At 58.2% G+C, this 18,846-nt stretch carries 30 protein-coding genes; 3 read left to right on the top strand and 27 right to left on the bottom strand.

From position 1 onward, the window contains the following. Window positions 1-178: 178 nt before the first annotated feature. From Q1A06_RS19045 to rplO, 3 genes are all read right to left on the bottom strand, one after another. On the bottom strand, window positions 179-826 hold the full coding sequence (locus Q1A06_RS19045) for an adenylate kinase (protein ID WP_299567322.1): 648 nt from the start codon (window positions 824-826) through the stop codon (window positions 179-181). Continuing rightward, window positions 823-2,187, bottom strand: coding sequence for a preprotein translocase subunit SecY (gene secY, locus Q1A06_RS19040; RefSeq protein ID WP_299567316.1), 1,365 nt, complete (start codon window positions 2,185-2,187; stop codon window positions 823-825). Before secY ends, Q1A06_RS19045 begins: the two co-directional genes overlap by 4 nt. Before the next feature lie 115 nt (window positions 2,188-2,302). Continuing rightward, window positions 2,303-2,785 (bottom strand): 50S ribosomal protein L15, encoded by a 483-nt coding sequence (gene rplO, locus Q1A06_RS19035; RefSeq protein WP_299567311.1) that lies wholly within the window; start codon window positions 2,783-2,785, stop codon window positions 2,303-2,305. A gap of 266 nt (window positions 2,786-3,051) precedes the next feature. Here rplO and Q1A06_RS19030 point away from each other — a divergent pair, with 266 nt between their 5' ends. Next, complete coding sequence (locus Q1A06_RS19030) at window positions 3,052-3,864, top strand: FkbM family methyltransferase (protein WP_299567307.1); 813 nt, start codon at window positions 3,052-3,054, stop codon at window positions 3,862-3,864. A 66-nt stretch (window positions 3,865-3,930) separates the two neighbouring features. Here Q1A06_RS19030 and rpmD read toward each other — a convergent pair whose 3' ends face one another. The 11 genes from rpmD to rpmC form a co-directional block, all read right to left on the bottom strand. Beyond that, window positions 3,931-4,119 (bottom strand): 50S ribosomal protein L30, encoded by a 189-nt coding sequence (rpmD, locus tag Q1A06_RS19025; protein WP_299567302.1) that lies wholly within the window; start codon window positions 4,117-4,119, stop codon window positions 3,931-3,933. 12 nt (window positions 4,120-4,131) lie between these two features. Continuing rightward, on the bottom strand, window positions 4,132-4,737 hold the full coding sequence (rpsE, locus tag Q1A06_RS19020; RefSeq protein ID WP_299567298.1) for a 30S ribosomal protein S5: 606 nt from the start codon (window positions 4,735-4,737) through the stop codon (window positions 4,132-4,134). A gap of 119 nt (window positions 4,738-4,856) precedes the next feature. Beyond that, window positions 4,857-5,216, bottom strand: a complete 360-nt coding sequence (gene rplR / locus Q1A06_RS19015) for a 50S ribosomal protein L18 (protein WP_299567293.1) — start codon at window positions 5,214-5,216, stop codon at window positions 4,857-4,859. A gap of 11 nt (window positions 5,217-5,227) precedes the next feature. Beyond that, the gene (rplF, locus tag Q1A06_RS19010) at window positions 5,228-5,761 is read right to left on the bottom strand and encodes a 50S ribosomal protein L6 (protein ID WP_299567542.1); all 534 of its coding nucleotides are present in this window, start codon (window positions 5,759-5,761) and stop codon (window positions 5,228-5,230) included. A 10-nt stretch (window positions 5,762-5,771) separates the two neighbouring features. Next, entirely contained in the window at window positions 5,772-6,164 is a 393-nt protein-coding gene (rpsH, locus tag Q1A06_RS19005; RefSeq protein ID WP_299567289.1) for a 30S ribosomal protein S8, read from the bottom strand. 12 nt (window positions 6,165-6,176) lie between these two features. Beyond that, complete coding sequence (rpsN, locus tag Q1A06_RS19000) at window positions 6,177-6,482, bottom strand: 30S ribosomal protein S14 (protein WP_299567284.1); 306 nt, start codon at window positions 6,480-6,482, stop codon at window positions 6,177-6,179. Window positions 6,483-6,501: 19 nt separating this feature from the next. After that, window positions 6,502-7,065, bottom strand: a complete 564-nt coding sequence (gene rplE / locus Q1A06_RS18995) for a 50S ribosomal protein L5 (protein ID WP_299567278.1) — start codon at window positions 7,063-7,065, stop codon at window positions 6,502-6,504. Further along, on the bottom strand, window positions 7,065-7,370 hold the full coding sequence (rplX, locus tag Q1A06_RS18990) for a 50S ribosomal protein L24 (protein WP_299567274.1): 306 nt from the start codon (window positions 7,368-7,370) through the stop codon (window positions 7,065-7,067). Before rplX ends, rplE begins: the two co-directional genes overlap by 1 nt. A 2-nt stretch (window positions 7,371-7,372) precedes the next feature. Further along, entirely contained in the window at window positions 7,373-7,741 is a 369-nt protein-coding gene (gene rplN / locus Q1A06_RS18985; protein WP_025045929.1) for a 50S ribosomal protein L14, read from the bottom strand. 115 nt (window positions 7,742-7,856) lie between these two features. Next, the gene (gene rpsQ / locus Q1A06_RS18980; RefSeq protein WP_299567266.1) at window positions 7,857-8,093 is read right to left on the bottom strand and encodes a 30S ribosomal protein S17; all 237 of its coding nucleotides are present in this window, start codon (window positions 8,091-8,093) and stop codon (window positions 7,857-7,859) included. 14 nt (window positions 8,094-8,107) lie between these two features. Beyond that, window positions 8,108-8,314, bottom strand: coding sequence for a 50S ribosomal protein L29 (gene rpmC, locus Q1A06_RS18975; RefSeq protein ID WP_299567261.1), 207 nt, complete (start codon window positions 8,312-8,314; stop codon window positions 8,108-8,110). A gap of 203 nt (window positions 8,315-8,517) precedes the next feature. Here rpmC and Q1A06_RS18970 point away from each other — a divergent pair, with 203 nt between their 5' ends. Together Q1A06_RS18970 and Q1A06_RS18965 are read left to right on the top strand one after the other, a co-directional pair. Then, on the top strand, window positions 8,518-8,928 hold the full coding sequence (locus Q1A06_RS18970; RefSeq protein WP_299567257.1) for a DUF6636 domain-containing protein: 411 nt from the start codon (window positions 8,518-8,520) through the stop codon (window positions 8,926-8,928). A gap of 43 nt (window positions 8,929-8,971) precedes the next feature. Further along, window positions 8,972-9,583: a 2OG-Fe(II) oxygenase family protein gene (locus tag Q1A06_RS18965; protein ID WP_299567253.1), complete on the top strand. Its 612-nt coding sequence runs from the start codon at window positions 8,972-8,974 to the stop codon at window positions 9,581-9,583. Here Q1A06_RS18965 and Q1A06_RS18960 read toward each other — a convergent pair whose 3' ends face one another. The 13 genes from Q1A06_RS18960 to Q1A06_RS18900 all read right to left on the bottom strand — a co-directional run bounded on the left by Q1A06_RS18960 (window position 9,584) and on the right by Q1A06_RS18900 (window position 18,613). Next, entirely contained in the window at window positions 9,584-9,787 is a 204-nt protein-coding gene (locus Q1A06_RS18960; protein ID WP_299567249.1) for a hypothetical protein, read from the bottom strand. Window positions 9,788-10,197: 410 nt separating this feature from the next. Then, complete coding sequence (rplP, locus tag Q1A06_RS18955) at window positions 10,198-10,611, bottom strand: 50S ribosomal protein L16 (RefSeq protein ID WP_025045935.1); 414 nt, start codon at window positions 10,609-10,611, stop codon at window positions 10,198-10,200. An 11-nt stretch (window positions 10,612-10,622) separates the two neighbouring features. After that, the gene (gene rpsC / locus Q1A06_RS18950) at window positions 10,623-11,330 is read right to left on the bottom strand and encodes a 30S ribosomal protein S3 (RefSeq protein WP_299567247.1); all 708 of its coding nucleotides are present in this window, start codon (window positions 11,328-11,330) and stop codon (window positions 10,623-10,625) included. Then, a complete protein-coding gene (gene rplV, locus Q1A06_RS18945) occupies window positions 11,330-11,710 on the bottom strand; it encodes a 50S ribosomal protein L22 (protein ID WP_299567245.1) in 381 nt (126 codons plus the stop codon). The genes rpsC and rplV overlap by 1 nt, the downstream gene beginning before the upstream one ends. 3 nt (window positions 11,711-11,713) lie before the next feature. Then, window positions 11,714-11,992 carry a 30S ribosomal protein S19 gene (gene rpsS / locus Q1A06_RS18940; protein ID WP_227271726.1) on the bottom strand — a complete coding sequence of 93 codons (279 nt, stop codon included), beginning with the start codon at window positions 11,990-11,992 and terminating at the stop codon, window positions 11,714-11,716. 3 nt (window positions 11,993-11,995) lie between these two features. Continuing rightward, on the bottom strand, window positions 11,996-12,838 hold the full coding sequence (gene rplB, locus Q1A06_RS18935; RefSeq protein WP_299567242.1) for a 50S ribosomal protein L2: 843 nt from the start codon (window positions 12,836-12,838) through the stop codon (window positions 11,996-11,998). 255 nt (window positions 12,839-13,093) lie between these two features. Continuing rightward, on the bottom strand, window positions 13,094-14,194 hold the full coding sequence (locus Q1A06_RS18930) for a PRC-barrel domain-containing protein (protein ID WP_299567240.1): 1,101 nt from the start codon (window positions 14,192-14,194) through the stop codon (window positions 13,094-13,096). A 266-nt stretch (window positions 14,195-14,460) separates the two neighbouring features. Continuing rightward, a complete protein-coding gene (locus tag Q1A06_RS18925) occupies window positions 14,461-15,495 on the bottom strand; it encodes a fatty acid desaturase (RefSeq protein ID WP_299567238.1) in 1,035 nt (344 codons plus the stop codon). A 176-nt stretch (window positions 15,496-15,671) separates the two neighbouring features. Further along, window positions 15,672-15,968: a 50S ribosomal protein L23 gene (locus Q1A06_RS18920; protein ID WP_299567236.1), complete on the bottom strand. Its 297-nt coding sequence runs from the start codon at window positions 15,966-15,968 to the stop codon at window positions 15,672-15,674. Continuing rightward, window positions 15,965-16,582, bottom strand: coding sequence for a 50S ribosomal protein L4 (gene rplD / locus Q1A06_RS18915; protein ID WP_299567234.1), 618 nt, complete (start codon window positions 16,580-16,582; stop codon window positions 15,965-15,967). The genes Q1A06_RS18920 and rplD overlap by 4 nt, the downstream gene beginning before the upstream one ends. Continuing rightward, entirely contained in the window at window positions 16,579-17,463 is an 885-nt protein-coding gene (gene rplC / locus Q1A06_RS18910) for a 50S ribosomal protein L3 (protein ID WP_299567232.1), read from the bottom strand. Before rplC ends, rplD begins: the two co-directional genes overlap by 4 nt. A gap of 19 nt (window positions 17,464-17,482) precedes the next feature. Further along, window positions 17,483-17,800 (bottom strand): 30S ribosomal protein S10, encoded by a 318-nt coding sequence (gene rpsJ, locus Q1A06_RS18905; protein ID WP_025063450.1) that lies wholly within the window; start codon window positions 17,798-17,800, stop codon window positions 17,483-17,485. A 270-nt stretch (window positions 17,801-18,070) separates the two neighbouring features. Further along, entirely contained in the window at window positions 18,071-18,613 is a 543-nt protein-coding gene (locus Q1A06_RS18900; RefSeq protein WP_299567230.1) for a hypothetical protein, read from the bottom strand. Window positions 18,614-18,846 lie beyond the last annotated feature (233 nt).

Raw genomic sequence — 18,846 nt, 5'->3', positions numbered from 1 at the left:
ACGAGATGGTGGTCACTATGAAGTTTTCACGGGGCCGTCAACCCACGCCCTGACATATGACCGCGTCACGCAGATCCATGCGAGGTAATTCCGCGCAGCGACGGTAATCAAACGCCAGGGCGCCGGGACTGGCCCCGCACCTGACCACTGTGGATTCGGTACGAAAACCCGCCCGGTCTCAGCGATCGAGAACCGCGGCGATGCTGGCCCTGACCTCGTCCATCGACGCCAGACCGTCCACAACACCCAGAAGACCCTTGGCGTGATAGTACCCAACCAAAGGGGACGTCTGTTTATAGTAGGCCATAAGACGGGTTTTCAGGCTTTCCTCGTTGTCGTCGGCGCGCCGCTTGAATTCGGTTCCGCCACAGTTGACGCATTTCCCGTCCGCCGGAATCGGCTTCGTATTATCGTTGTAGACTTCGCCACAGTTGGCGCACGTCGAACGGGCCGTAATCCGCTCCACCAGTGCTTCGTCATCCACTCTCATTTCGATGACCGCGTCCAGCGTTTCTCCCTGCGCGGCCAACAGATCGCCCAAAGCGTCGGCTTGCGCCAACGTCCGTGGAAAGCCGTCAAAGATGAATCCGCCGTGCTCGGTCTTGGCCTCCAGCTTTTCGCGGATCAGACCAATTACGATTTCATCGGTGACCAGCGCCCCACGCGCCATGACGTCTGCGACGATGTCGCCCATTTCCGTTCCGCTGTCTTTCGCTTCGCGCAGCATGTCGCCTGTGCTCAGCTGGACCATATCGCGGTTTTCGACGAGATAACGTGCCTGGGTGCCTTTACCGGCACCGGGCGGTCCGAGAAGAATAATGTTCATCGACGCAGCGGGCTCCGTTTTTTGCGTGGCTTGCCGGATTTGCCGCGCAATTGCGACTTTTCGAGCAGACCTTCGTATTGATGGGCGAGCAAATGACTTTGCACCTGCTGGATCGTGTCCATCGTAACGGACACAACGATCAGGACGGACGTGCCGCCGAAATAGAACGGGATCGCGAATTGCCCGCGCAGGATCTCGGGCAGGATACAAACGGCGGCAAGATAGGCCGACCCCAGCACCAGCACGCGATTGACCACATATTCAAGATATTCCGCAGTACGTTTGCCCGGACGGATCCCCGGCACAAAACCGTTCTGGTTCTTCAGGTTGTCGGCGACATCATCGGGTTTGAACGCTACGTTGAAGGTGTAGAAGTAGGCAAAGAACACGATCATCGCGATGAAGAAAATAATGTAGAGCGGCTGACCCGGTCCGAAGTTGGCAAGCAGCCAGGACATCACGGGGTTGGTCGTATTGCCCGAAAATGTGCTGATCGTCACCGGCAACAGCAGGAGCGAGCTTGCAAAGATCGCCGGGATGACCCCTGACGGATTGACCTTGACGGGAAGGTGGCTCGACCCGCCATCGTAGACCTTCATACCGACCTGACGACGCGGGTACTGGATTGAGATTTTGCGCAGGGCACGCTCCATGAACACCACGAACATGATCGTCGCGATAACCATCACCAGCACCGCGACAATAATCGCCGGGCTGATCGCGCCGGAACGGCCGGAGGCGAAGAACTGTGCAATAGCGGCAGGCACTTCGGCAATGATACCGACGAAGATGATAAGCGAGATGCCGTTGCCGATGCCGCGCGCGGTGATCTGTTCGCCAAGCCACATCAGGAACATCGTCCCGCCGACGAGCGTGATCATACAGGCGATGCGAAAGTACATGCCCGGATCCGCCGCGATATCCCCCGCCTCAAGCGAGACTGCGAGGCCATACGCCTGTACCGTAGCGAGCGCTACCGTACCGAAGCGCGTGTATTGGTTGATCTTCTTGCGTCCCTGCTCGCCCTCTTTCTTCAACTGCTCCAGCGAAGGAACCATCGAGGTCAACAGCTGAACGATGATAGAGGCCGAAATATAGGGCATGATCCCCAAGGCAAAGATACCCATACGCCCCAGCGCACCACCTGTGAACATCGACACCATGCCGCCGATGCCCTGCCCCGCGCTTTCCATGAACTCACGCAAAGCGGCACCATCGATGCCCGGAACGGGGATGAACGTGCCAAGGCGGTAAACGATCAGGAGCATCAGGGTGAACAGAATGCGGTGGCGCAGGTCGGTTGCCTTGCCAAAGGCGGACCAGCTGCTGTTGGCGGCCATATTCTCGACGGCAGATACCATGTTGAGGGCTCTCTTTATTGAACAAAACGCCGCCCGGGCCGTTTTCCGGCGGGCGGCGTTTGGGAAAACTTGAAGACTATGTAAGCGGCTCTGACGCCGCTCACAAGCCCGAAGGTTATTCGGACGCTTCTGCCGCAGCTGGCGCTGTGATGGTCAGGCTGCCGCCTGCCTTCTCTACGGCTGCGATCGCCGACTTCGACGCGCCTGTGACTTGCAGGTCCATCTTGGCCGAAACATCACCTTTGGCAAGAACGCGGATACCGTCGCGCTTGCGCCGCACCAGACCCGAAGAGATCAGCGCGTCTTCGGTGATCGCGGATTTTGCGTCGATCTTGCCGTCGTCGATGAATTTCTGGATCAGGCCTAGATTGACCACTGCGAATTCCTTGCGGTTCGGCTTGTTGAAGCCGCGCTTTGGCAGACGTTGGTACAGCGGCATCTGGCCGCCTTCGTAGCCCTTGATCGCCACACCCGAACGGGATTTTTGACCTTTGATACCACGGCCACCCATCTTACCGGTGCCGGAGCCGGGACCACGACCAACGCGTTTGCGTGATTTCGCGGCGCCTGGATTGTCGGAAAGTTCGTGCAGTTTCATGTCGCTTCTCCTTTTGCCGGAATTGGCCCCCAGCGACGGGAGCGGCCAAACGCGGCGTTGCGATTCTGTATGGCCCCACGGACCATGCGGCGCGTATAGACGAGGCCGTTGTCCGGATCAAGAGGGCCAGACCTCAAGCCGACGGCTAAGGCGATCGAGAGCCGACTTCGCCCGCTTGCCGGCGGCGCCCTGCAGGCACGCCCCAACAGCCTTGACGGGCTGACACCGCCAAAATACGGTCACTTTTTCTTTGTAAGGTCTTTTCCATGAAAAAGAATTTGGTCGGCACGGCGCTTGGGCATCGGCTCCTTGAGGCGTCGCAATATCTCTCACTCAGGCGCGTCCCGGCAGCGAACCCCGAGACCGCGTCGATGGTGGCAAACGCGATACTTGCGGACCGTCTGATAACCCGCCTTTGTCCGCCGGGCGGAACATTCGTCGATGTCGGTGCGCACATCGGGTCAATCTTTACATCCGTCCACCGGTTCGACGACAGCATACGCATCCTCGCTGTCGAAGCAGATCCGGGCAAAGCACGTCATCTGGCCCGCCGGTTCCCCTATTGCACGCTTCATGCCTTTGCCGTCGGGGAGCAGACCGGTCAGATCGAGTTTTACCTCAATCCGGAGGCAACCGGATACAATTCGCTTATCAAGGACCATGCGCGCCAGCAAGTTGCCATCTCGGTGGAGATCAGGCGCCTTGATGATGTCCTGCAAGATGAAAAGCCCGATGTGATGAAGATCGACATCGAAGGTGCCGAGTTGGGCGCACTGCGCGGCGGTGCCACCGTTATTGCGGCGCACAAGCCCACAATCATGTTCGAAAGCACAGAACCGGGCGTGAACGCCATGGGCTATTCGCCGCAGCAGGTCTGGGGCTGGTTTCGGGACATGGGTTATGGGATCTATGTCCCGGACAGGTTGGCCCATGACGCAGATCCGATTGGGTGCGAGACATTCCTGGACAGCCATGCCTACCCGATGCGTACCCTGAACTATTTTGCGGTCCACAGGGACAAGCGGATCACCGTGCGGGACCGCGCACGCCACATTCTGGGTGTCAGTGTTCAGACGTAAAAAGGCCGCCCGGAAAGGCGGCCTTGAGTATCCGGAAAAAAGCAATCAGGCGCTGAGCCGACGCTCTCAGCCTTTTTCTTCGAGGATCTCGACCATGTGAGGGATCGAGTTGATCATGCCACGCACGGACGGCGTGTCTTCCAGTTCGCTCACGCGGTGCATCTTGTTGAGACCCAGACCAATCAGCGTTGCACGCTGTTTGGCGGGACGGCGGATGGGCGAACCGATCTGCTTGATTACGATTGTCTTGGCCATGATGTGCTCTCCTTACGCGTCGGTCGTGGCTTGGGCGGAGGGGCTGTTGTGGGCCACATCGCTTTGCTCGTTGATCTTCGCGTCGTTGCGCAGAATATCAGCCACTTTCTTGCCGCGACGCTGTGCGACCGACCGTGGGCTTTGTTCCTTGCGCAATCCGTCCATTGTGGCGCGGATCATGTTATACGGGTTCTGCGACCCGATGGATTTGGACACCACGTCCTTGACGCCGAGCATCTCGAACACGGCACGCATCGGACCACCGGCGATGATGCCTGTACCTTCCGGTGCGGTGCGCATGACGACCTTGCCGGCACCGTGACGACCGGACATGTCATGGTGCAGCGTGCGGCCTTCGCGCAGCTGAACGCGGATCATCTGGCGTTTTGCCTGCTCGGTCGCCTTGCGGATCGCTTCGGGCACCTCTTTGGCTTTACCCTTGCCGAAACCGACACGGCCCTTCTGGTCACCGACCACCACGAGGGCAGCAAAACCAAAGCGCTTACCGCCTTTTACCGTTTTGGAAACGCGGTTGATCGCGACCAGACGGTCTGCGAATTCTGGGGTCTCGTCGCGCTGGTTGCGGCGGTTGCCACCCCGGTTGTCATCTCTGGCCATGCGGGCCTCCTGTCCTTGCGGGCCAACGGCCCTGTTTGTTCAACCCTTGGTGAGCGGATCCGCTCCCGGGTCATCGAGGCGGCCACGCATGGCCGCCTTCAAATGGGGGAAACCCCGATTTAGATCTTCAGACCGCCTTCACGCGCAGCGTCGGCCAATGCCTTCACCTTACCGTGAAACAGGAAACCGCCCCGGTCGAAATAGGCTGTCTCGATGCCGGCCTTCTTGGCACGTTCGGCGATTGCCGAACCTACCTTGGTTGCGGCTTCGACGTTGTTCTTGCCGACAACACCCAGATCTTTTTCGAGCGTTGATGCGGAGGCGACTGTCACCCCATTCACATCGTCGATCAACTGGACGCTGATGTTCTTGTTCGACCGGTGCACCGACAGGCGCATACGGCCTGCGTTGGTGCGGCGAAGTTTGTTCCGAACGCGCAGGCGGCGTTTGATGAACAGTTGTCTTTTGCTGTTTGCCATCTGTGCGTTCCTTACTTCTTCTTGCCTTCTTTGCGGAAGACGAACTCACCCTTGTAGCGGATGCCTTTGCCCTTGTAGGGCTCGGGCTTGCGCCAAGCGCGGATGTTCGCGGCGACCTGACCAACAAGCTGTTCGTCAATGCCTTCCACAACGATTTCGGTCTGCTTCGGCGCCGTTACAGTCACGCCTTCGGGCGGTGTGTAATCGACGTCATGCGACAGGCCGAGGTTTAGTTTCAGTGTGTTGCCGGTCATGGCAGCACGGTAACCAACACCCTGGATTTCAAGCTCTTTCTTGAAACCCGTGGTAACGCCGGTGACAAGGTTGCTGACCATGGTGCGGGACATGCCCCACTGCTGGCGCGCGCGCTTGGACTTGCCGCGAGGTGTCACGCTTACAGCGTCGTCCTCGATGGCGATGGTGACGTCGTCGGTCGCTTTAAAGCTGCGGGTCCCTTTGGGGCCTTTCACTTCGATGGTCTGGCCGCTCATGCTCGCGGTGACACCGCTGGGCAGATCGACCGCTTTCTTACCAATACGAGACATCAAATTCTCCTTAGAATACGGTGCAAAGCACTTCGCCGCCAACGTTGGCTGCGCGTGCGCTTGCGTCCGACATCACACCCTGGGGGGTGGAGACAATCGACACACCCAGGCCCTGACGGACGGATGGGAGGTCATTTGCGCCCATGTAAACGCGGCGACCGGGCTTGGAAACCCGCTTCAACTCGCGAATGACAGGTTCGCCCTCGTAGTACTTCAGGCTGATCTCGATGGCAGGATGACCGTCGGTGCCGGTCATCTTTTCGTAGCCGCGAATGTAGCCTTCGTCTGCCAGCACATCCAGCACCCAGGCACGCAGCTTGGAGGCCGGCGTGACGACTGTGGATTTGCCGCGCAACTGGCTGTTGCGGATGCGTGTCAGCATATCTGCAATAGGATCGTTCATCTGATGCGCTCCTTACCAGCTCGACTTGACCATGCCGGGGATCTGGCCGGAGGAGCCGAGATCACGCAGCGCGATACGTGAGATTTTAAGTTTGCGGTAATAGGCGTGTGGACGCCCGGTCAACTGGCAGCGGTTGTGCAGACGCACGGCGCTGGAGTTGCGGGGCAGTTTCGCCAGCTTCAGGGAGGCGCGGAAACGCTCTTCCATCGGCTTGCTTTCATCACTGACGATGTCTTTTAACGCGGCCCGCTTGGCTGCGTACTTCTTGACCAGTGCTTCACGCTTCTTTTCGCGTTCGATCATGGATTTCTTAGCCATATCTTTTCCCTTCCCGCGCTTACGAGTTGAACGGCATGTTGAAGAGCTTCAACATGGCTTTCGCTTCTGCGTCGGTTTTCGCCGTGGTGGCGATAACGATGTCCATGCCCCATGTCTCATCGACCTTATCAAAGTCGATTTCGGGGAACACGATGTGCTCTTTCATGCCCATGGCATAGTTGCCCCGGCCATCGAAAGATTTGCCCGGTACGCCGCGAAAGTCACGAATGCGGGGCATTGCGATCGTGATCAGACGATCAAGGAATTCGTACATGCGGTCACCACGCAAGGTGACTTTCGCGCCCAAAGGCATGTCTTCGCGCACCCGGAAACCCGCGATGGATTTCTTGGCAACGGTGGTCAGCGCCTTCTGGCCCGCGATGGATGTCAGATCTTCCTGAGCGGATTTGGCTTTCTTGCTGTCACGGACAGCTTCTGCGCCACAACCGATGTTCAGGACGATCTTGTCCAGACGCGGGATCTGCATGTCGTTCTTATAGCCGAACTCTTCTTTCAGGGCCGCGCGGATGCGGTCCTTGTAGTCGGCCTCGAGGCGGGGGGTGTATGTCGCGGTGTCGAGCATCAGATTACATCCCCTGTTGTCTTGGCAAAGCGCACTTTCTTGTCACCGTCCATCTTGAAACCGACGCGTGTTGCCTTGCCGTTGGCATCGACGATCGCGAGATTGCTCAGGTCGATCGGCATTGCCTTCGGGATCCGGCCACCCTGCGACGTCTGGCTCTGACGGGTTGCGCGCACGGCCATGTTGATGCCTTCCACGATGGCCTTGTTGGCCTGTGGATCGACGGACGTGATATTGCCTGTCTGGCCCTTGTCCTTGCCGGCCAGCACGATGACCTTGTCACCTTTTTTTAGCTTAGCAGCCATGATTACAGCACCTCCGGAGCGAGCGAGATGATTTTCATGAAGTTCTTGCCGCGCAGCTCACGAACGACGGGCCCAAAGATACGGGTGCCGACAGGCTCGTTGTTGTTATTCAGAATAACGGCCGCATTGCGGTCGAACCGGATGGCCGTGCCATCGTCGCGACGAACTTCCTTGGCGGTGCGAACGACGACGGCTTTGCGCACGTCACCCTTTTTCACACGGCCGCGTGGAATGGCTTCCTTGACCGACACGACGATGATGTCGCCGACGGACGCGTACTTACGCTTGGAACCACCCAGGACCTTGATGCACTGAACACGGCGCGCGCCGCTGTTGTCAGCAACATCCAGGTTGGTCTGCATCTGGATCATTTGGTTTCTCCCGACCTTCTGGGGGGCGATGCGTGCCCGTTCCCCAGGGTTTCGATTAATGTCATGCGCCCGGAACGGGCAACGCGGCGCCCCGCGAAGGGCACCGCGCGAAGGATCACGCTTCGGCGGTGATCACTTCCCAACGCTTGGTTTTGGATCGTGGTGCACATTCGATGATGCGAACGCTGTCGCCCACCTTGTATGTGTTTTGCTCATCGTGCGCCCGATATTTTTTGGACTTACGAATGGTCTTTTTCAGAACCGGGTGCGTAAAGCGGCGCTCTACGGAAACGGTGACTGTCTGTTCATTGGCGTCCGAGGTTACGGTGCCTGTCAGGATACGCTTTGGCATGGTTCAGGCTCCTCTTACGCGTCTGTCGCCGCAGATGCGGCTTTCTGGTTCAAAACTGTCTTCACACGGGCAACGTCACGCTTGACGGCGCGCAGACGTGCCGCATTTTCCAACTGGCCGGTGGCCTGCTGAAAACGCAGGTTGAACGATTCTTTCTTCAAGTTCACAAGCTCGTCGCGGAGCTGGTCCGGCGTCTTGTCATGCAGTTCGCTGGCTTTCATGCCATTTCCTTTCAACATCACCAGTAGGCCCCGAAAGGGTGACCATGATTCTGATGGAGTTCATGATGAAGCTGCCGTTTAGGCGCAATCGGCCTGCGGCGCAACCCTGAATTTCGACCCGATCGGGATGCATGCGGGGGCAGACACACTACCATTTACTGCATATTATGTGCCTCCATAGATATTTGATAAAGGATTTAACAATGCTCTTCCGGTTTTTGCTGGCATCAAGCGCCCTCGCCGTTCCGGCACATGCAGACGTCTGGTCGTTCAACACTCCCTCCGGTAATATAGAATGCGTGGTCGGTGAGGGTTTCGAAGGCTCCGACATCGAATGCACGATATTCAAAAGGAGCCAACCCGCAAAAGTTCAAGCACTGGCGTCCTGCCCACTTAACCGAGGGATCACATTTTCCATGAACAACACCGGCGGCGTTCAAGGAGCCTGCACTTCCGCCGGGGCCCGCCCCACGGGCGCCCAAAGCGTGGCCGAGTACAACGTAGAGGGCAAGTTCGGCGGCTTTACCTGTTATTCAGCGACTAGCGGGCTACAATGCCGCAATGAAAGCGGGCATGGCTTTCACCTGTCTCGAACAAATCAGCAGGTTTTCTGATCCAGCTCTCGCACCGCGCAGCCGGGTCGGCTATGACGTTCGTATGACCCAAATCAGATCGCTTTTCGCCACCCGCCTGTACCACGCCGCCCTTGGCGATGCCATCAATACCGACGAGATGGAGACCTCGTGTTATTCCATCGCCGAGGATGACGAGGCGGGACAGGAATGGTGCGAGGAAAACGGCTATCCCGGCTATACGTCATATGCCTCGCTGACCGATCTGGGCTGGCGCTTTCCGATCTTCGCTGACCTGATCAAGCAGCTGGATGCCCATGTCGCCGCCTTTGCCGAGGATCTCCAGCTTGATCTGGACGGACGCGAGCTGAAGCTCGAAGACATCTGGATCAACATCCTGCCAGAGGGTGGCATCCACACCGGCCACATCCACCCCCATTCGGTGATCTCCGGCACGACCTATGTAGCCATGCCCGACGGCGCGAGCGCGGTCAAGTTCGAGGACCCTCGCCTGCCGATGATGATGGCCGCGCCCGGCCGCGTGAAGGACGCACGTGAAGAATTGCGGACATTCCACTACGTCGCCCCCGCCGTGGGCGATGTGCTGCTGTGGGAGAGCTTCGTGCGGCACGAGGTGCCGATGAACATGAGCGAGGACGACCGGATTTCGGTGTCGTTCAACTACGCATGGACCTGATCACTTGGGCGCCTTCTTCCGCGCCTCTTCCTGCTCCTTGACCAAGGCCTTCTCCTCCTTGGTCATCTTGTTGCCCCACTGATTATTGCTGAGGCCGAGATCGGCAGGCATCGGTTTGGTCTTACCCTTCTTGATCGCGCCGCCCTTGTTGAGGAACTCTGCGATGAGGTCTTCGTCGGTGGTGGGTTTGGGGACGTGTTTCATGGTGGGCGTCCTGTAATGCTTAGTTCAGTGCACTCAGACTAATCGGAACCAACCCCGATTTCCAGCGCTCCCTGCAATTAGACAGGCCGCGCCCGAACCGAGGGGTGCGCGAGGAGCGCCCGCCCCGTGGGGGCGGTTCGGGCGCGGCTTTTAGCAAGGCCAAAGGTAAAGGTTACAAATCTCTGTTCTGGTCAACTACATGGGCAACAAGCGCGCATCCAAGAATAAGACTCGAAAAAGAAATTCCATTACCTGCTCGCCAGCTATTGGTTCATAAGAAACGCCCATCGTATCGCGGAATTTATCGAAAAAAGCCCCCGCCGTTCAACACAGTGGGGGCTCTTCAATTTAAACGGCGCTGGAAGGGGCAATTCTGTGAAATACCCTGCCTCCAGCTGCTTAGAGAAGATTTACCAATCTTCTCTAACGACAACGCGTGTTTTGATCGGCAGCTTCATCGCGGCAAGGCGCAGGGCCTCGCGGGCGATGTCATCGTTGACGCCGTCGATTTCGAACATCACGCGACCGGGCTTTACTTTGCAGGCCCAGAAATCCACGGAGCCTTTACCTTTACCCATACGCACTTCGACGGGCTTGGAGGTGACGGGCACATCCGGGAAGATGCGGATCCAGACGCGGCCCTGACGCTTCATGTGGCGCGTCATGGCACGGCGTGCGGCTTCGATCTGGCGCGCTGTTACCCGCTCCGGCTCGATGGCTTTGAGACCGTAAGTGCCGAAGTTCAGGTCAGACCCGCCCTTCGCCAGGCCCTTGATGGACCCTTTGAACTGCTTACGGAATTTCGTACGTTTTGGCTGTAGCATCTATCTACTCCTTAACGCCGACCGCCGGCACCGCGGGGTGCTGGGCCGTCTTGCATTTCTTGCGCCTTGCGGTCACGGGCAGCGGGATCGTGCTCCATGATCTCGCCTTTGAAGATCCAGGTCTTGATCCCGATGATGCCGTAAGCTGTGGCCGCTTCGACGTGGGCATAGTCGATGTCCGCACGCAAAGTGTGAAGCGGCACGCGGCCCTCACGGTACCATTCGGTCCGCGCAATTTCGGCACCGCCAAGACGGCCAGCGAGGTTCACACGGATACCAAGGGCACCCATACGCATGGCGTTCTGAACCGCGCGCTTCATGGCGCGGCGGAAAGACACCCGGCGCTCCAGCTGTTGCGCGATGGATTCGCCAACAAGGGCGGCATCCAGCTCGGGCTTGCGCACTTCGACGATATTGAGGTGCAGCTCGCTGTCGGTGAACTGCGCCAGCTTCTTGCGCAGACCTTCGATGTCCGCGCCCTTCTTGCCGATGATCACGCCGGGGCGCGCCGTGTGGATCGTAACGCGGCACTTCTTGTGCGGACGTTCGATGATCACACGGGAAATACCGGCCTGCTTGCACTCTTTCTTGATGAAATCGCGGATCGCGAGATCTTCGAGCAGCAGGTTGCCGTAGTCCTTCGTATCAGCATACCAGCGGCTGTCCCAGGTGCGGTTGACCTGCAGACGCATACCGATCGGATTAACTTTGTTACCCATTATGCTTGCTCCTCAACCTGACGCACGACGATGGTGATCTCGGCAAACGGCTTCATGATCTTGCCGAACCGACCCCGTGCGCGTGGACGCCCACGCTTCAGAGTCATGTTCTTGCCGACATATGCTTCGGCCACGACCAGTTCGTCCACATCGAGGTTGTGATTGTTCTCGCCGTTGGCAATCGCGGACTGAAGACATTTCTTCACGTCCACTGCGATACGCTTTTTCGAGAAGGTGAGGTCCGTCAGGGCCTTCTCCACCTTCTTGCCCCGGATCATGGCAGCAACGAGATTCAGTTTCTGCGGCGACGTTTTCAGCATGCGCAGCTTTGCGCGTGCTTCGTTGTCGGCCACGCGGCGGGGATTCTTATCCTTGCTCATGGCTTATTTCCGCTTCGCTTTTTTATCGGCGGCATGACCGTAGTAGGTCCGCGTCGGCGAGTACTCGCCAAACTTCTGACCGATCATGTCTTCGCTGATGTTGACTGGGATATGCTTGTGACCGTTGTAGACGCCGAACGTCAGGCCAACAAACTGCGGCAAAATTGTGGAACGGCGCGACCAGATCTTGATCACTTCATTCCGGCCGCTTTCGCGGGAGGCTTCGGCCTTCTTGAGGACATAGGAGTCAACAAAAGGACCTTTCCATACTGAACGAGACATCTATTAACGCCCCTTCTTCTTGGCGTGACGCGAGCGGACGATCAGCTTGCTTGACGCTTTGTTCTTGTTGCGGGTTTTTGCACCCTTCGTAGGCTTGCCCCAAGGCGTCACTGGGTGACGACCACCGGACGTACGGCCTTCACCACCACCGTGCGGGTGGTCGATCGGGTTCATCACGACACCACGCACAGACGGGCGGATGCCCTTGTGGCGCATGCGGCCCGCTTTACCGTAGTTCTGGTTGGAGTTGTCGGGGTTCGACACGGCACCGACGGTGGCCATGCATTCCTGACGGACCAGACGCAGCTCGCCCGAGGACAAACGGATCTGGGCGTAGCCACCATCACGGCCCACGAACTGAGCGTAGGTGCCTGCAGCACGGGCGATCTGACCGCCTTTGCCGGGCTTCATTTCGATGTTGTGAACGATCGTACCGATCGGCATGCCGGAAAAAGGCATCGCGTTGCCGGGCTTGATGTCGGCCTTCTGGGCGGCGACGATCTGGTCGCCGATGGCGACACGCTGGGGGGCAAGGATATACGCCTGCTCGCCATCATCATATTTCACCAGCGCGATAAACGCGGTCCGGTTCGGGTCATATTCAATACGCATGATCGTCGCGGTGACGTCCAATTTGTTGCGCTTGAAATCGACGATACGGTAGAGGCGCTTGGCTCCCCCACCCTTGCGACGCATTGTGATCCGTCCGGTGTTGTTCCGTCCGCCATGCTTGGTCAGACCCTCAGTGAGGGACTTGACCGGGCGGCCTTTCCAAAGCTCCGAACGGTCGATCAGTACCAGCCCACGCTGGCCTGGCGTCGTCGGTTTGTACGACTTGAGTGCCATGTTCTCTGTCTTCCGTTTTGCTTGTCTGCGGCCCCGTAGGTCCACTGTGGTTAGAGGGCCCCGAAGGTCCCAGACGTCTGTGACGGGTTGCGCCGTGCACAAAAACGAAGCCCCAGACGAATCCGGGGCCTCGATCGATGTGTTCACCTAGCCAATGAGCGGTCCGGTGTCCAGACCTATGGCACTATATCGTCGGTTTTCTTCCTGGCAGCCGCGCGACAGAACTATCCTGTCGTGCTGCGTTTACCTGACTGTTCAGTCCAGACCGATTTCTTCGGCCAAACGCACGCCCGGATCGAGCAAACGAACTTCGCTCTCATCGAATTCAGGCATACTGGTCAGACGCTCTTCTGTAACGCCGGGAATGATGATTTCATCGCCGCGTGCGTACATTTTGTCCACAGGGATCGCGACTTCGTTCTCACCCATTCCGAGGAACCCGCCTACACCGACGATGGCGACCAGCGTGTTGCCACGGACACCGATGAAGTCAATTTCACCCACGTCTTCGCCAGCTTCGGTTGCGACGCTGCGACCAACCAACTCATCGCTGCGCAAGTTAAACAATGGCAGGTCCTTGACGCGCTCTTGGTACCGGGTCAGATCAGCCTCTTCCATCTCACCGCTTTCACTTGCGTTGAAATCTTCGGTGATGACACGCGCTTGGGCCTGATCAATGTCGATTTGAGCTTCGCCGCCGTCAACGACATTAACGGTAGGATCTTCAGTTGGTTCGGAAACCTGAACATCTGCACCATCGGCCTGCTCTACGTTGACCTCCGCATCGGCTTGATCGACATCGATACGCGCTTGTTCGGCAGCATCGACATTTACATCAGCTTCGGCCTGCTCGACAGAAATCCGTGGTTCGGATTCTTCGATTGTGATCTTCGGTTCGGGCCGAACGAAGCGGACAACAGGTTCCGGCTGCTCAAGGTCAACCTTTGGCTCGCCCGTGTTCACATCAACTTCTGGCTGTGGCACCATCACTGTGACCACCGGTTCGGGAATGCGCACGGTGATCTCCGGTTGGGCCTGCTCGACTGTAATGATCGGTGCTTGCTGCTGCACACGTACTGTCGGCTCGGGGACCACTACAGTGATCTCTGGCTGTGGCTGTTCAACGGTAACGACAGGCGCGCCCTGGTTTACGTTGACATCCGGATCCGGCACAGTAACGTCGACAGTCGCATCCTTCTGTTCTACGACAACCTGTCCGCCCGCCACGTTCGCTGTTGCCGCTGGATCGGTGGAATCTGCGGTTTGGGCGGAAACGGGCGCGGCCAACAAGAGCGTAGCTGTGGACACCGTTCCGAGTAGTTTATGCTTAAAAGTCATCATTTCATTCTCCTTCATTTTCTCAGTCGATACGGCGATACGGCGATGCCTGTTCGGCTGCAAAATCACGCGCTCTGATGGGAGAAAAAGACTGAAATCGACCTGATCGTTCCAATAATATTGAAATTTTTTGATGGAACGCTTTGCGCAGTTACGCGTTCGCGGACAGATCCCGCTTCGCTGATCGCTGAAGTGGAATTAAGGGTCGTGGCTGCGTAAATATGAAGAGGCGCAGCCGTGCAGCAACGCCGTCTTTTTCAGGAGCCGTCAGCCTTTCTTAGGCGTCAGACGGCAGCCTTCCGCGCCTGAGCGAACGACAACAACATCCGGGACTTCTCGTCCCAGAGATGCAAGCGCGCGTTTCTGAGGCTTTCGCGGATCGTCATGCGATTCATGGTGCCGAGCGCCGCGTTGTCGCGCAGTACTTCCGGCAGGCGATAGAACGGGATACGGCTGTAGAGATGATGCACATGGTGGATGCCAATGTTGGCGCTTAACCACTGCAGGAACGCGGGCAGGACGTAGTGTGAACTGCCGTGCAGGGCCGCATCGTGCAGGTCCCAGTCCTCGTTCTCTTCCCAATGAGTCGTCTCGAATTGGTGCTGTACATAAAAAAGCCAGACGCCCGCCGTCGCGGCAAGCAAGGTAGACGGGAGGAAGATCAGTAAAATCGGCATCACGCCGCCAAAGTACAGGATGGCCGCCAGTGCCGCGATGATCGCTGCGTTGGTCATCATCGCGCTGACCCAATAGCGCGCATTCGCCATGAGACCCAACGGTATGCGATTCTGAAGAAAGAACAGGTATCCAGGCCCCAGTCCGAAAAGCACGATGGGATTGCGGTACAGCCGGTACTGCAGCCGCCGCCAAAAACCTGCCTCGCGGTATTCCGTCACCGTGAGCGTATAGACATCGCCCATCCCGCGCCGCCCCAGATTGCCCGAAGAACTGTGATGCATCGAATGGGTGCGGCGCCAGACATCATAGGGCGTCAGCGTCAGGACACCGATGATGCGGCCGATCCAGTCGCTCAGGGTGCGGTTCTTGAAGAACGCGGCATGTCCGCAATCGTGCTGAATCGCAAATAACCGCAGGAGCAGGCCGCCGTTGAACAAGGCGATGGCGAAAGCCAACCATCCGCTGACTGACAAGGACCACCACGCCAGCGCCCAGAGCCCGACGAAAAGCCCCAACGTCACGGCAAGTTCATACGCACTGCGCAGCGTGGACGGTTCGCGGTAAGCCGCTAGAACCTTTACCCAATCACGTGCTTTTTCGACCTCTCTGACGGGCCGACCGGAAGCGGAATTTTCAATCATGTGCCTGCTTTGTATTATATTTATCGAACACTCATAGACGATCCGCACCGACAGACAATGTCTAAAGGCGGTGAGGCCTGCGGCCTTTTCACCATACCCTGCCCAGGTTGCTGTCAGCCATCAAAAAAAAGGCCCCCGCTTTCGCAGGAGCCTCCAAAATCATGAACGGTCAGGTTTCAAAGACCGGTGGACACGTCAATCGTGTTGCCTTCTTCGAGCGTCACATAGGCTTTCTTCACGTCGCGGCGTGTGCCCAGCTGCCCGCGGAACCGCTTGACCTTGCCTTTGGTGATGGACGTGTTCACGGCCTTCACCTTGACACCAAAAAGCGCCTCGACCGCCTCTTTGATCATCGGCTTGTTGCTGTCCATCGCCACTTCGAAAACGACGGCATTCGCTTCGGATGCCATTGTCGCTTTTTCGGTAATGATTGGCTTGCGGATCACGTCGTAATGTTCTGGTTTCGCGCTCATTTCAAACGGGCCTCCAGTGCTTCGATACCGGCGCGCGTGATCACGAGCGTGTCACGCTTGAGGATATCATATACGTTTGCGCCCATTGTCGGCAGGATATCCAGACCTTCAATGTTGCGCGCGGCTTGTGCGAAGTTCTCGTTTACCGACGCGCCGTCGATGATCAACGCGCGCTTCCAGCCCAGTGCCTTGACCTGCTTGGCCAACGCGGCTGTTTTGCTTTCGCCGGCAGCTTCGTCGATGATGACGAGGTTGCCTGTCTTTGCCTTGGAAGACAAAGCGTGGCGCAGACCCAGCTTGCGGAACTTCTTGGTCAGCTCGTGGCCGTGGCTACGCGGGGTCGGACCCTTGTAGATACCGCCCGACCGGAAGATCGGAGCAGAGCGCGCGCCGTGGCGTGCGCCGCCGGTGCCCTTCTGGCGATAGATCTTTTTGGTCGAATAGCTCACTTCGGACCGCGTCTTGACCTTATGCGTGCCCTGCTGCGCGTTGTTGCGCTGCCAGCGGACCACACGGTGCAGGATATCGGCGCGTGGCTCAAGGCCGAACAGCGCCTCGTCCAAGTCTACCGATCCGGCCGTGCCGCCGTCGAGTTTGATGACATCGAGTTTCATGCGTCACCTTCTTTCTTGTCGCCACCGCCATCCACATCGGAATTGTCGGCATCGGATTTCTCTGCTTCGATTTCGGCCTCGGCAGCTTTCAGCTGTTCGGCTTCCTGCGCGGCTTGCTCTTCAGCCAATCGCGTGGCTTCGGCTTCCGCCTCAGCTGCGGCTGCGGCGGCTGCTTCTTCGGCTGCTTTCGCAGCTTCCTCAGCAGCGGAGCGCAGCGCGGCGGGCAAGATCGCATCGGCGGGGAACGGTTTCTTCACCGCGTCCTTGACCGTGACCCATCCACCCTTGGAACCGGGAACGGCGCCCTTGACCATGATCAGACCGCGTGCGCTGTCGGTTTTGACAACTTCGAGGTTCTGCGTTGTCACGCGGGCAGCGCCCATATGACCGGCCATCTTCTTCCCTTTGAAAACCTTGCCGGGATCCTGACACTGGCCGGTGGAACCGTGCGAACGGTGCGAGATCGAAACACCGTGTGTCGCACGCAGACCGCCAAAGTTGTGACGCTTCATCGCACCGGCGAAACCTTTACCGATCGAGGTGCCCGCAACATCCACGTACTGACCCGCATAGTAATGGTCCGCGATGATTTCCTCGCCCACGGCGATCAGGTTGTCGGCGTCGACGCGGAATTCCGCAACCTTGCGCTTTGGCTCAACCTTGGCTGCGGCGAAGTGGCCGCGCATCGCCTGGGACGTCCGCTTTGCCTTGGCAGTGCCGGCACCGAGCTGAACCGCTGTGTAGCCGTCCTTCTCTTCGGTGCGCTGTGCCACGACCTGAAGCTTGTCGAGTTGAAGAACGGTTACCGGAACCTGGCGGCCGTCTTCCATGAACAGACGGGTCATGCCCATCTTTTTTGCAATAACGCCTGAGCGCAACATGATATTACCCTCCTTAGGCTTATGACTGCAGCTTGATCTCGACATCCACACCAGCGGCGAGGTCGAGCTTCATCAGCGCGTCAACGGTCTGGGGGGTCGGATCAACGATATCCAGCAGACGCTTGTGCGTGCGGATTTCGAACTGGTCACGGGATTTCTTGTCAACGTGGGGACCACGCAGAACGGTGAATTTCTCGATCTTGTTCGGCAGCGGAATGGGGCCGCGAACGGAAGCGCCTGTGCGCTTGGCGGTGTTGACGATTTCCTGCGTGGAGGCATCAAGCACCCGATAATCAAACGCCTTCAGGCGGATGCGGATGTTCTGGCTGGCAGCCATGTGCATATCCCTTATCTTCGGGATGGAGACGGAGAGGAGGATGCACGCTCATCGTGAACCCTCGTCGCGCTTTCGTGTAACGTCAACGGGGCACGCAAAAGGCGCACCCCGGTGAAGTATGGGCCGTATAGGGCGAGTCGAATGGCGTGGCAAGGGGCAAAGCAGCATTCCTCACGCGGTTGAACCAAGGGGCTGTTGCCGGACCGCTCTGCGGAGCAGCCTACGCCCGCCCCTGCTCAGGCCCGCGCCGAAAAGTCAGAGCGTCGCCGCTCAGTCCTGCCGCCGCAGAAGAGCCCGGATTTCTTTTTCAGGAACACCGTTGTGCACCCGTCTGAACAGGAGGTTCAGACCGTCTTTGACCAGAGTGCGGTGATATTCCTGCAACTCGTACTCACCGATTTCGTTGATGGACAACGAATATACTGTGAATGTATCCCTCTCTATACGCGCCCACACGAACGGTTCTCCCTGCAGGGGATCCAGCGGAGTGGGTTTGCCGAACCGGTTCGTTGCCATCGCGGATTTGTAGATGTGGTCACGCGTGCTCGGCACGAAATCGACGGTATAGGATTTCTGCTTGCTACGTCCGTCGCCCCTGTAGGTCAGGGAGGTCCAAGTGACCGTAAAACCCTTCTTCGTTGCCCTGATCGACGTGCTCAATTCCCGCGTGTGCCAGGCATCTTCGAATTCGAAGATAGCGCTGCCCGCATAGTTTCCTGCAAAGCGATCAATCTCGGCCGTCCGTCCCGCTCCCGGCAAGAGGGCGCAAACCAGCAACAGGAATCCGAAGGCATAGGGCAAAGCGTTTCTCATGCGCAATACTACCGCACGCCACCTGATCTGTCAGCAATCCCTGTTCACAAAGCGGAGATCTTTCATGCGTTGAAGAAACGGACCGAATGATACTGACGGCCCGGCACCTGGAAGCCAGACGTATTCCCGCACGATCGCTCCTTGAACAGTCGGCAACCTGCAAACGATCCCCGCAGCCGTGCGCCGGATGCAACAAGGGCCTCCCGATGGGAGGCCCTTGCGGTGTTTGTCGG

The organism is uncultured Sulfitobacter sp., from assembly GCF_947497275.1.
In the GTDB taxonomy this organism is placed as follows: domain Bacteria; phylum Pseudomonadota; class Alphaproteobacteria; order Rhodobacterales; family Rhodobacteraceae; genus Sulfitobacter.
Note: the sequence above shows the minus strand (reverse complement) of the source record. Positions and strands in the feature narration are given on the sequence as shown.